The 10,839-nt window shown below is 48.9% G+C and carries 12 protein-coding genes; 6 read left to right on the plus strand and 6 right to left on the minus strand.

Going from position 1 to position 10,839, the window contains the following annotated elements; translation table 11 throughout:
* Nucleotides 1–73 precede the first annotated feature (73 nt).
* Both OH773_RS09735 and ydgT read right to left on the minus strand, forming a co-directional pair.
* Nucleotides 74–526, minus strand: coding sequence for a DUF2569 domain-containing protein (locus OH773_RS09735; RefSeq protein WP_270145218.1), 453 nt, complete (start codon nucleotides 524–526; stop codon nucleotides 74–76).
* 93 nt (nucleotides 527–619) lie between these two features.
* Nucleotides 620–835 carry a transcription modulator YdgT gene (ydgT, locus tag OH773_RS09740; protein WP_270145220.1) on the minus strand — a complete coding sequence of 72 codons (216 nt, stop codon included), beginning with the start codon at nucleotides 833–835 and terminating at the stop codon, nucleotides 620–622.
* Nucleotides 836–1,113: 278 nt separating this feature from the next.
* On the opposite strand from ydgT, the gene OH773_RS09745 reads away from it, so the two are divergent.
* The gene (locus OH773_RS09745) at nucleotides 1,114–2,154 is read left to right on the plus strand and encodes an oxidoreductase (RefSeq protein ID WP_270145222.1); all 1,041 of its coding nucleotides are present in this window, start codon (nucleotides 1,114–1,116) and stop codon (nucleotides 2,152–2,154) included.
* Nucleotides 2,155–2,242: 88 nt separating this feature from the next.
* Here OH773_RS09745 and speG read toward each other — a convergent pair whose 3' ends face one another.
* Both speG and OH773_RS09755 read right to left on the minus strand, forming a co-directional pair.
* On the minus strand, nucleotides 2,243–2,800 hold the full coding sequence (gene speG / locus OH773_RS09750; protein ID WP_183269417.1) for a spermidine N1-acetyltransferase: 558 nt from the start codon (nucleotides 2,798–2,800) through the stop codon (nucleotides 2,243–2,245).
* A 61-nt stretch (nucleotides 2,801–2,861) separates the two neighbouring features.
* Nucleotides 2,862–3,212, minus strand: a complete 351-nt coding sequence (locus OH773_RS09755) for a DUF1283 family protein (RefSeq protein WP_270145225.1) — start codon at nucleotides 3,210–3,212, stop codon at nucleotides 2,862–2,864.
* Nucleotides 3,213–3,320: 108 nt separating this feature from the next.
* Here OH773_RS09755 and OH773_RS09760 point away from each other — a divergent pair, with 108 nt between their 5' ends.
* The 5 genes from OH773_RS09760 (at nucleotide 3,321) to OH773_RS09780 (ending at nucleotide 9,169) form a co-directional block, all read left to right on the plus strand.
* The gene (locus tag OH773_RS09760) at nucleotides 3,321–3,647 is read left to right on the plus strand and encodes a YnfA family protein (RefSeq protein ID WP_183269415.1); all 327 of its coding nucleotides are present in this window, start codon (nucleotides 3,321–3,323) and stop codon (nucleotides 3,645–3,647) included.
* A 188-nt stretch (nucleotides 3,648–3,835) separates the two neighbouring features.
* Entirely contained in the window at nucleotides 3,836–5,050 is a 1,215-nt protein-coding gene (gene rspA / locus OH773_RS09765; protein WP_270145227.1) for a starvation-sensing protein RspA, read from the plus strand.
* Nucleotides 5,051–5,065: 15 nt separating this feature from the next.
* Nucleotides 5,066–6,079 (plus strand): Zn-dependent oxidoreductase, encoded by a 1,014-nt coding sequence (locus OH773_RS09770; protein WP_270145229.1) that lies wholly within the window; start codon nucleotides 5,066–5,068, stop codon nucleotides 6,077–6,079.
* Between the two features lie 62 nt (nucleotides 6,080–6,141).
* Nucleotides 6,142–7,545, plus strand: a complete 1,404-nt coding sequence (locus OH773_RS09775) for an MFS transporter (protein WP_442865665.1) — start codon at nucleotides 6,142–6,144, stop codon at nucleotides 7,543–7,545.
* A gap of 172 nt (nucleotides 7,546–7,717) precedes the next feature.
* Entirely contained in the window at nucleotides 7,718–9,169 is a 1,452-nt protein-coding gene (locus OH773_RS09780) for a mannitol dehydrogenase family protein (RefSeq protein ID WP_270145231.1), read from the plus strand.
* Between the two features lie 45 nt (nucleotides 9,170–9,214).
* Here OH773_RS09780 and OH773_RS09785 read toward each other — a convergent pair whose 3' ends face one another.
* Together OH773_RS09785 and ydfG are read right to left on the minus strand one after the other, a co-directional pair.
* Complete coding sequence (locus OH773_RS09785) at nucleotides 9,215–9,901, minus strand: GntR family transcriptional regulator (protein WP_270145233.1); 687 nt, start codon at nucleotides 9,899–9,901, stop codon at nucleotides 9,215–9,217.
* A gap of 93 nt (nucleotides 9,902–9,994) precedes the next feature.
* Nucleotides 9,995–10,744, minus strand: coding sequence for a bifunctional NADP-dependent 3-hydroxy acid dehydrogenase/3-hydroxypropionate dehydrogenase YdfG (ydfG, locus tag OH773_RS09790; RefSeq protein ID WP_270145235.1), 750 nt, complete (start codon nucleotides 10,742–10,744; stop codon nucleotides 9,995–9,997).
* Nucleotides 10,745–10,839: the final 95 nt, after the last annotated feature.

A 10,839-nucleotide genomic window follows, 5' to 3' on the forward strand; every position in this document is an offset into this window, starting at 1 on the left:
ACCTGAAACTAAAAAAAAGCCGCCTATTATCGGCCAACTGGCCAATAACGACAACGGGGTGTTTATAAGGTTATTACGGCTTAATAAATGTTTGCTTCACACGGCTTGAGCGCTTGAGGTAAGGAACCAACAAGGCCGCAGCCAATAAAGGAAACATCAACTGACGTAATGCCAGCGTGTCACTTACTGGGGAAAATGCGAAGGTTTTAATCGCTAACAGCACTGACAACAATAACCATAAAATATAATGACGTACCACATTCTTACGACGTTTAAAGAAGGCAATCGTCAACCACATGGTATAACCCCACATGGCAATGGCACAGGCAATCGAGGTGTACCAAAAGATCACCATTTTGGGGCCTTGTGCGCTCATAAGTCGATGGCTTTCTGGGGAGATGAGCATCATAAGATAAATGGCCAGCGCAATTGTGCTGCTCAGAAGCGTCATCAAAAGCCAGGCGAGAGGGGCCAGAAGCCAGCCTGCAATACGTGGTGCTTGCGTGGATTCTTGCAGGGTATTCATATTACCTCCCGAAAAAGTGCGTAACCTTCCTTATGCAAATCATAAGGCGGGAGGATTATAAGGTTTTTTTAGCGCTTTGCTACCTGTGGGAGGTTAGATCACATAGCGCCAGACTGATTTGGGCACGCAACCTAAATCAAACAGACGCCCGCCCGAGACTAATTCAGCACGGCGATGATCAGCCGCGCGATACATATTCATCAGCTCATTATTATCCGTCAGGCTGTAATTGAGGTGATCAAACAACTTTTCCAGGCTTTCAGATGAGCTGATTTTACGAAACTTCATTAAATAATCGAGAGCAGTCATGGGCGGCTGTTATCCATACAATAGAAGAGGAATAGGAAGGCGGTATTTTCATTTTGCATGAATAATAAACGGTAACCGGGCTTTAAAAATGAATAAATATCCCGTGCGTGGTGTTTTAGGATTTTTCAATGGGTAGCGGCAAACGAAAATGACCAAAAGGCCGCTTGATTGACCGTCGCCTGGCGAACGCGCAACTAACACGTAACAATATAATTACCTGTTGTTACAATCATTGGGATGGTGTCAAATGAGCCGTCAAATAATCATGAGGAAAGCAAATGAGTGATAACATTCGTGTCGGACTAATCGGTTACGGCTACGCCAGCAAAACCTTCCATGCACCATTAATAGTAGGTACACCAGGCATGGTTTTGGCCGGCGTTTCCAGCAGTGATGCCACGAAAGTTCATGCTGACTGGCCAAACATGCCGGTTGTCTCTGACCCTCATCATCTGTTCAATGACCCTAATATCGACCTGATTGTCATCCCAACGCCAAATGATACCCACTTCCCGCTGGCCAAAGCCGCACTGGAAGCCGGCAAACACGTGGTGGTCGATAAACCGTTTACCGTGACGTTGTCACAAGCGCGTGAATTAGATGCACTGGCAAAAAGCTGCGGTTTGTTGCTTTCAGTGTTTCATAACCGCCGTTGGGACAGTGATTTCCTGACGTTGAAAGGGTTACTGGCCGACGGTACGCTAGGTGAAGTGGCCTACTTTGAATCGCACTTCGACCGTTATCGCCCACAAGTTCGCAATCGCTGGCGTGAGCAGGCTGGCGTAGGCAGCGGCATCTGGTACGACTTAGGACCGCATCTTATTGACCAGGCGCTGAATCTTTTCGGGTTGCCGGTGAGCTTGTCCGTGGATTTAGGCCAGCTTCGTCCAGGTGCGCAAGCGACCGACTACTTCCATGCTGTCCTGGCGTATCCGCAACGCCGCGTTGTGCTGCACGGTACCTTACTGGCGGCGGCAGAAACGGCTCGTTATATCGTGCATGGCGCGCATGGCAGTTATATCAAATATGGCCTGGACCCGCAGGAAGACCGCCTGAAATCGGGCGAACGTTTGCCTCAGGAAGACTGGGGTTACGATATGCGTGACGGCGTTTTGACGCTGGCACAGGGCGATGTGATGAGCGAACAGACGTTACTCACCGTGCCGGGTAATTATCCCGCCTACTATGCCGCCATTCGCGATGCGCTTACCGGTCACGGCGAGAATCCCGTCCCGGCGAGTCAGGCGATTCAGGTCATGGAGATGATTGAACTGGGTATGGAATCTGCAAAGCATCGCGCCACGCTGAATCTTGCCTAACAGGTTTCACCGTGAACGACAGATGAATGCGGCTTTCAGGGTGGATGAGTGTCTGTGTCATCCACCCCATTTACTGGATGCTGGCTGATTATTGGGCGGTAGGTTTTAACATATTGCCGCTCTTTTTGTGCTCCGCCAGATACTGATGCTGGAAAATGCACATACGGATAGTGTTGCGGTACTCACCATTAATAAAGAATTCGTGGATTAATTCGCCTTCCACCATAAAGCCCAATTTCTTATAAATATGCACGGCTTTTGCATTTTCTTTATCAACAATTAAATACAGTTTGTACAGGTTCAACACCATAAACCCATAATCCATCGCGAGCTTCGCTGCACGCGACGCCAGCCCTTTACCTTGATAGTCGGGCGAAATGATTATCTGGAATTCAGCACGGCGGTGAACATGATTAATTTCGACTAATTCCACCAGACCGGCTTTTTCACCATTACATTCAATGACAAAACGCCGCTCGCTCTGGTCGTGAATATGTTTGTCGTACAGATCGGACAGCTCGACAAATGCTTCGTAGGGTTCTTCAAACCAGTAGCGCATCACGCTTGCGTTGTTGTCCAACTGGTGGACGAAACGAAGATCTTCGCGTTCCAGAGGGCGAAGTTTGATTTGCAGCTCTTGGGACATGTGAGTTCCTTTCAAAGTTTTAAGGCTTCTGGGCAGAAGCCTTATTGACTACAGTACGGTGTTACGGTGCGACATCACGTCCGGTTTTGCGATCCAGACAACGCAGGGTGTTTGGTTCCCAATAGGCGTTGATATTGGCGCTTTTCTGGCAATTATCACGCGCGTCAAAAGCAGTATCGGCTTTATCCCACTCTTTCTCGGTCCGTTTGTTCACTTTCTGGCGTAAGTTGCGGGTGTCATTCCATTGCTCTTTGTCCATCGCCGCATCCTGGCGAGTCTGCGCATTGTCACCAGATTCAACAATCAGTTTGTTCGTCTGGGCATTGGCGGGTTGAACAAACGCAAATGCACTTAGCAACAGCGCCAGCGGCAGTGTTGCCACGGACAGACGTTTGCGAAGATTTGTGTTCATTGCATTTTCCTTTTAGGGTGACGCTCTTTGTTGAAGTAAATGTACCATTGAGACTGGCGCGGACCAACGCGACCATGTATTAGCCCATTATTCCAGACAAGGTTAAAGATGATCAAAACAACCTTACTTTTTTTTACAACAGCGCTGGCTGAAATCATCGGCTGTTTTTTACCCTGGCTGTGGTTAAAACGAGAGGGATCGCCGTTGTTGCTGATTCCTGCAGCGTTCTCCCTGGCAATGTTTGTCTGGTTACTCACGTTGCATCCGGCCGCGAGTGGGCGTGTTTATGCCGCGTACGGTGGGGTCTACGTCGTAACCGCGTTGCTCTGGTTACGCTGGGTGGATGGCGTAAAATTGAGTGTCTTCGATTGGGTTGGCGCAACCGTCGCCTTCTGCGGCATGTTGATCATCGTTGCTGGATGGTCTCGCACCTAATTTCACCTTTCCCCATCGTTCGTTTTTCCCATCTCCTCTCAAATCGGCCATTTCCCTTTGTCAGTGTCACAAGTTAATTGTGACACAGTGCAATAATTCAATACAAGAATACATGTATGGTAGTATTTGTCAGTGTAATTTAACATTCATTGAACACCGTACACCTCATGTGCAGTAAGGGAATCCGAATGAAGATTGTAAAAGCTGAAGTATTTGTCACGTGTCCTGGGCGTAACTTTGTCACGCTAAAAATCACGACCGATGAAGGGATTACCGGACTCGGTGATGCCACCTTAAATGGCCGCGAGCTTTCTGTTGCTTCGTATCTGAAAGATCATGTGTGCCCGCAGTTAATGGGTCGCGATGCACATCGCATCGAAGACATCTGGCAGTTCTTTTACAAAGGGGCTTACTGGCGTCGCGGACCCGTTACCATGTCGGCAATTTCTGCGGTCGATGTCGCATTGTGGGATATCAAAGCGAAAGCCGCCAACATGCCGTTGTATCAATTACTGGGTGGCGCATCCCGTGAAGGAGTCATGGTCTATTGCCACACCACCGGCCATTCCATTGATGAAGTACTGGACGACTACGCGCGTCATAAAGAGTTGGGCTACAAAGCGATTCGCGTGCAGTGCGGCGTGCCAGGCATGAAAACCACCTACGGTATGGCGAAAGGCAAAGGGTTGGCTTACGAACCCGCAACCAAAGGTGACTGGCCAGAAGAGCAGTTGTGGTCCAGTGAAAAATACCTAGATTTCACGCCAAAGCTATTCGAAGCCGTGCGTAATAAATTTGGTTTCAATGAGCATTTATTGCATGACATGCACCACCGTCTGACGCCAATCGAAGCCGCTCGCTTTGGGAAAAGCATAGAAGATCACCGCCTGTTCTGGATGGAAGACCCCACTCCGGCGGAAAACCAGGAATGTTTCCGTTTGATTCGCCAACACACCGTGACCCCCATTGCAGTAGGGGAAGTGTTTAACAGTATCTGGGACTGTAAACAGCTTATCGAAGAACAACTTATCGATTACATCCGCACGACCATCACCCATGCCGGCGGGATCAGCGGAATGCGCCGGATTGCCGATTTTGCTTCGTTATATCAAGTGCGTACCGGTTCACATGGGCCATCCGATCTTTCGCCCGTTTGTATGGCTGCCGCGTTGCACTTCGATCTGTGGGTACCGAACTTTGGCGTACAGGAATACATGGGGTATTCCGAGCAAATGCTGGAAGTGTTCCCTCATACCTGGACGTTTGATAACGGCTACATGCATCCGGGTGAAAAACCGGGGATCGGAATTGAGTTCGATGAAAAACTGGCGGCGAAATACCCCTATGAACCTGCATATTTGCCGGTTGCTCGCCTTGAAGATGGCACCTTGTGGAATTGGTAATAAGGAAAACAAACGATGAAAAGCATCACCATACAGCAACCAGGAAAATTGGTTATTGAAGAGCGTCCTGTTCCACAACCCCAGCCAGGAGATGTGCGTATTCGTGTCAGCAGTGCCGGTATCTGTGGCTCTGACGTACACATTTATCGCGGCCACAACCCGTTTGCAAAATACCCTCGTGTTATCGGTCATGAGTTCTTTGGTCATATTGATGCAGTGGGTGACGGTGTTGAACCATCGCGCATTGGGGAACGCGTAGTAGGTGACCCGGTCGTGAGTTGTGGGCAGTGTTATCCATGTTTAGTCGGGCGTCCCAATGTTTGTACGGAACTTCAGGTTATTGGTGTGCACCGCGACGGTGGTTTTAGTGAATTTATCACCTTGCCCACGAGGAATGCCCACGTTGTACCGCATAACATTTCTGATAATGAAGCCACGATGGTGGAGCCGTTCACCATTGCCGCCAATATCTGTAGCCAAATGAATCCAGGCCTACTGGACATCGCAATGATTTACGGGGCTGGGCCGATGGGGTTGACGTCAATCCAGGCCTTGCGGGGCGTGTATGGCGTAAAAGAGATAATTGCTGTTGACCGTATCGACGAGCGTCTTGCGATGGCGAAAGTAAACGGCGCCGATCGCGTTATCAATAATACCTGCCTGGATTTGCGCGCAGAACTTGAGCGCCTGGGAATACGCCCAACACTGATCATTGATGCAGCCTGTCATCCGGCCATTTTACCGGAAGCCATCGCACTTGCTTCTCCCGCTGCACGCATCGGCATTATGGGCTTCTCATCTGACCCTTGCGTGCTGAATCAACAGGCTATCACCAGCAAAGAGCTTTCCATATATAGCTCACGACTCAACAGCAATCGCTTCCCCATGGTGATTGACTGGATGACACAGAAAAAAATAAACCCGGAAAAATTAATCACCCATCAGTTCAATTACATACAAGTGATTGATGCAATGGAAATATTTGAAAAAGACCAAAAGCAGTGCTGCAAGGTATTACTGACGTTCTGATTCACCCATCTGTACCTGAAGATTTGCTGTCCCTACAACGACAAATTGCTGAGAACAGAAATATGAATACTTCTATTGATATTAAAAATAACCAACCGGAAAGAAGTACTGGTGATTTAGTTAAGGCCGCCGTTTCCGGTTGGCTCGGTACTGCACTTGAATTTATGGACTTTCAATTATATTCATTAGGCGCTGCATTAGTTTTTCATGAAATATTTTTCCCCGAGCAATCTGCTGCGATGGCATTAATACTGGCGATGGGAACCTATGGTGCCGGTTATATAGCACGCATCGCCGGTGCATTTTTCTTTGGCCGAATGGGCGATACGATTGGGCGTAAGAAAGTTCTGTTTATTACGATTACCATGATGGGGATCTGTACCACCTTAATTGGTGTGCTCCCCACTTACGCTCAAATCGGTATTTTTGCACCGATACTGTTGGTCGTGCTGCGTATTATCCAGGGATTAGGTGCCGGGGCGGAAATATCCGGGGCAGGGACCATGCTTGCGGAGTATGCGCCGAAAGGTAAACGCGGCATTATCTCCTCTTTGGTGGCCATGGGGACCAACTGTGGCACATTATCGGCAACAGCGATTTGGGCTGTGATGTTCTTCGTGCTGCCGAAGGATGAACTACTGGCATGGGGTTGGCGTGTGCCGTTTCTTGCAAGCGTGGTGGTCATGATTTTTGCCATCTGGTTGCGTATGAACCTCAAAGAAAGCCCGGTATTTGAGAAAGTTAATGAAGACACAGAAAACGTTGCGCTTTCAAAACCCGTAGCCGATAAGAGCCATTCATTAGGCGCAATGTTTACCAGTAAATCATTCTGGCTGGCAACGGGATTGCGTTTCGGTCAGGCCGGAAACTCAGGTTTAATTCAAACCTTCCTGGCCGGGTATTTGGTTCAGACGTTATTATTTGAGAAAAAGATCCCGACTGATGCGTTAATGATTAGCTCCATTGTTGGTTTTATGACGATTCCGTTCTTAGGCTGGTTATCAGATAAAATAGGTCGTCGCATTCCTTATATTATCGTTAATATTTCAGCCATTATTCTTGCCTGGCCAATGCTGTCGATGATTGTTGATAAGAGCAATGATGTTAACGTTATTATGGCTTCAATTATCATTATTCATAACGTTGCGGTACTGGGATTGTTTGCCCTGGAAAATATCACCATGGCAGAAATGTTCGGTTCACGTAATCGATTTACACGAATGGCGATTTCGAAAGAGGCGGGGGGCCTGGTCGCGGTCGGATTTGGTCCGGTTCTTGCGGGTATTTTCGTCAACATGACGGGTTCCTGGTGGCCAATTGTCGCCATGATGATTGCTTACTCAACCATTGGCTTACTGGCAGCGATATTGATGCCGGAAGTGAAAGACCGGGATCTCAGTCTGGCTGAAGATGCAGCAGAAATATCGAAGAAGGCGACTGCCATAGAAGGTGTCAGGAGCTATTAATGGATTCGCCACACTTTCAGGGAGTGTGAGGCGGCGAAAAATGAGATCCTGTTATACAGCTTTTAAATTCGTGTCATACCAAATAACCAAAGTTTAATTCAAATCAAAATGCAGACTACCATAGCAGGTAGTCTGTAGCTGTCCCCACGTTACTACACAGCGAGTTTTAAAAATGGAAAACAAGCTCTTATCTGCAAAAGCTATTCTCCCAAAATATGACCGTAACAAACTGGTTTCACGCATCGTTCATCTTGGTTTTGGCGCTTTCCATCGCGCGCATCAGGCCGTGTACGCCGACATTTTGGCTAATGAACAGGGTAGCGACTGGGGTTACTGTGAAGTTAATTTGATTGGTGGCGAGCAGCAAATTGCTGATTTGAAGAAACAAGACAACCTCTATAGCGTAGCAGAGATGTCTGCCGAGGCCTGGCATTGCCGCGTTGTAGGTGTGGTGAAAGAAGCCATACATGCGCAGGTTGATGGCCTCGAAGCCGTATTTAGCGCACTGACTCAGCCTGACGTTGCCATTGTTTCACTGACCGTGACGGAAAAAGGTTATTGCCATACTCCAGCAACCGGCACCATCCTGCTGGACCATCCTTTAATTGCGCACGATCTCGCTAATCCACAGCAGCCAAAATCCGCTCCTGGTGTGATTGTCGAGGCACTGGCTCGTCGTAAAGCTTTGGGTTTGCCTGCATTTAGCGTGATGTCCTGCGACAACATGCCGGAAAACGGTCACGTAACGCGTAACGTTATCACTGCATACGCACAGGCGCTAAACCCTGAGCTGGCGCAATGGATTGGGACTCATGTGACATTCCCATCCACCATGGTTGACCGTATCGTGCCAGCCGTTACCGCTGAGACCCTGGAACAAGTTGCCCAGGCGACAGGGGTTGCAGACCCAGCGGCGGTGGCGTGTGAACCGTTCCGTCAGTGGGTTATCGAAGATAACTTCGTTGCAGGCCGTCCTGAATGGGAAAAAGCCGGTGCAGAACTGGTGAATGATGTTCTGCCATACGAAGAGATGAAACTGCGCATGCTCAACGGCAGCCACTCATTCCTGGCTTACCTGGGTTATCTGGCGGGTTATCAGCACATTTCTGAATGTATGCAGGATGAGAACTATCGTCGTACTGCGCATGCATTAATGCTGCAACAGCAGGCGCCAACGTTAAAAGTGCAGGGTGTTGATCTGGCAAAATATGCCGATTCATTGATTGCGCGTTATACCAACCCGGCGCTGCGCCACCGTACATGGCAAATCGCCATGGACGGCAGCCAGAAGCTGCCGCAGCGTTGGTTAGATTCTATTCGCTGGCATCTGGCAAACGGCAGTCAGTTTGATTTGCTGGCGCTGGGCGTTGCGGGTTGGATGCGTTATGTCGGCGGTATCGACGAACAGGGTAATCCAATCGAAGTAAGCGATCCGTTGCTGCCTGCCATTCAGCAGGCGGTGGCCGCCAGTAAAGAAGGGGAGACTCGTGTTAAAGCGCTGCTGGAGTTGAAAACTATCTTTGGCGAAGATCTGCCTGCCAACGAGAAATTTGTTCAGCGTGTCACGGAGTGTTATCTGGCGCTACGTGAAAACGGTGCAAAAGCAACAGTAGCTAAGTTCTAAAAATCGCGTATTTATCTCGCCCGATATCGGGCGAGTTTTCTCACATCACTCTTCACTAAACCAGTCGCGCTTTTCTTGATGAATCAATAATATCGACTGGCTAATCTCATGCAGATGGCGATGCATGGCCTGATCCACACCATTTTCATCATGGCGTTTTAACGCGTCAAAAATATCGTGGTGCTGGGCGAGCAACATCTCTGGTGGCGAAACGTGATCAAGGCTCATGTAGCGCACTCGATCCATCGTCGCTTTGATGTTTTCCACTGTGTCCCAGGCTAGGGGGCAATCGGCAACCAGTGCCAGCTGCTGATGAAATTCATCATCTAGCAGGAAGAAATCATCCAGCTGGTTTCGCTCGATGGCGATACGTTGCTGGTTCAGCAATTGCTCAAGCGTATACAGATGCTCGTCCGTCGCCATTTTTGCCGCACGCTTCGCTACTGCACATTCAATCGCTTCACGAACAAAGCAACCGTTCTTCACCTGGCTGACGGAAATCTTATTGACGTATGTGCCACGCTGCGGGCGAATTTGCACCAATCCTGTTTCCGCCAGTTTAATAAAGGCTTCTCGAACGGGTTGGCGTGAAACATCAAAGCGAATGGAGACTTCTTTTTCGGACAGCGGTGTTCCTGGCGGAATTAAGCAACGAACAATATCCCGACGCAAAATACGGTAAATTTGCTGGTTAACAGGCTGGGTAGGATTTAGCAAAGTTGACGGTAGCATTAATATTTTCTTATCGTGGAATAACCGTGCAAATGTAACATTTATTTGCACGGTCGCCCATACCCGAAATCCCCTCAAATATGGGCGGAGTGGTTAACCTTCGCGGTGAACGCTTAAACCGGCAAATGTCTGGCTAACCGGCATCATTTCAAGCGTATTGATGTTGACATGTTTAGGCAGCGTTGCGACCCACCAAACCGCTTCAGTCACGTCTTCTGGCGTTAATGCATTGGCGTTTTCATACGTTTTTCCGACTTTGTCGTCATCGCCTTTGAAACGCACATTGGAAAACTCAGTGCCGCTGACTAAACCAGGCTCAATATCGGTTACGCGGATCGCCGTTTTATGCAGATCGACACGTAAGTTCAGGCTGAACTGACGCACAAAAGCTTTCGTCGCACCGTAGACATTCCCACCCGCGTATGGCCAGTTACCCGCAGTAGAACCAATATTGATAATGTGCCCGCGATTACGTTCCACCATGCCAGGAAGCACGGCGCGAGTCATATAGACGAGGCCTTTATTGTTGGTGTCAATCATGGTTTCCCAGTCATCCGGGTCAGCTTTATGTGCCGGTTCCATGCCGAGAGCAAGACCTGCGTTGTTCACCAGCACATCAATATTGCGCCATTGCGCAGGTAACTGCTCCATCGCGAGTTCGATAGCCGCGCGATTACGTACATCAAGTTGCAGCGTCATGATGCTGTCACCCAGCTCTTCCTGGAGCTCTTGCAGACGTTCATGACGGCGACCTGTGGCAATCACTTTATGGCCTTGCTGCACGAAACGACGGGTGATGCTCTCACCAAATCCGGCGGTGGCGCCGGTTACCAGAATAATCATCTCACTGTTCCTCAACGCTTTTATGTCGTAATACCTTAGCACGCTAAGGCTGTTAGTGATAATTCAACTTTTGCTAAAAACGACGTCGAAACCGC

The organism is Buttiauxella sp. WJP83 (genome assembly GCF_027594725.1).
GTDB classification, from domain to species: domain Bacteria; phylum Pseudomonadota; class Gammaproteobacteria; order Enterobacterales; family Enterobacteriaceae; genus Buttiauxella; species Buttiauxella selenatireducens.

Excerpts from the sequence above, each read along its gene's own strand:
- OH773_RS09735 (WP_270145218.1), bottom strand. The coding sequence starts at position 526 with ATGAATACCCTGCAAGAATCCACGCAAGCACCACGTATTGCAGGCTGG.
- ydgT (WP_270145220.1), bottom strand. The coding sequence starts at position 835 with ATGACTGCTCTCGATTATTTAATGAAGTTTCGTAAAATCAGCTCATCT.
- OH773_RS09745 (WP_270145222.1), top strand. The coding sequence starts at position 1,114 with ATGAGTGATAACATTCGTGTCGGACTAATCGGTTACGGCTACGCCAGC.
- speG (WP_183269417.1), bottom strand. The coding sequence starts at position 2,800 with ATGTCCCAAGAGCTGCAAATCAAACTTCGCCCTCTGGAACGCGAAGAT.
- OH773_RS09755 (WP_270145225.1), bottom strand. The coding sequence starts at position 3,212 with ATGAACACAAATCTTCGCAAACGTCTGTCCGTGGCAACACTGCCGCTG.
- OH773_RS09760 (WP_183269415.1), top strand. The coding sequence starts at position 3,321 with ATGATCAAAACAACCTTACTTTTTTTTACAACAGCGCTGGCTGAAATC.
- rspA (WP_270145227.1), top strand. The coding sequence starts at position 3,836 with ATGAAGATTGTAAAAGCTGAAGTATTTGTCACGTGTCCTGGGCGTAAC.
- OH773_RS09770 (WP_270145229.1), top strand. The coding sequence starts at position 5,066 with ATGAAAAGCATCACCATACAGCAACCAGGAAAATTGGTTATTGAAGAG.
- OH773_RS09775 (WP_442865665.1), top strand. The coding sequence starts at position 6,142 with ATGAATACTTCTATTGATATTAAAAATAACCAACCGGAAAGAAGTACT.
- OH773_RS09780 (WP_270145231.1), top strand. The coding sequence starts at position 7,718 with ATGGAAAACAAGCTCTTATCTGCAAAAGCTATTCTCCCAAAATATGAC.
- OH773_RS09785 (WP_270145233.1), bottom strand. The coding sequence starts at position 9,901 with ATGCTACCGTCAACTTTGCTAAATCCTACCCAGCCTGTTAACCAGCAA.
- ydfG (WP_270145235.1), bottom strand. The coding sequence starts at position 10,744 with ATGATTATTCTGGTAACCGGCGCCACCGCCGGATTTGGTGAGAGCATC.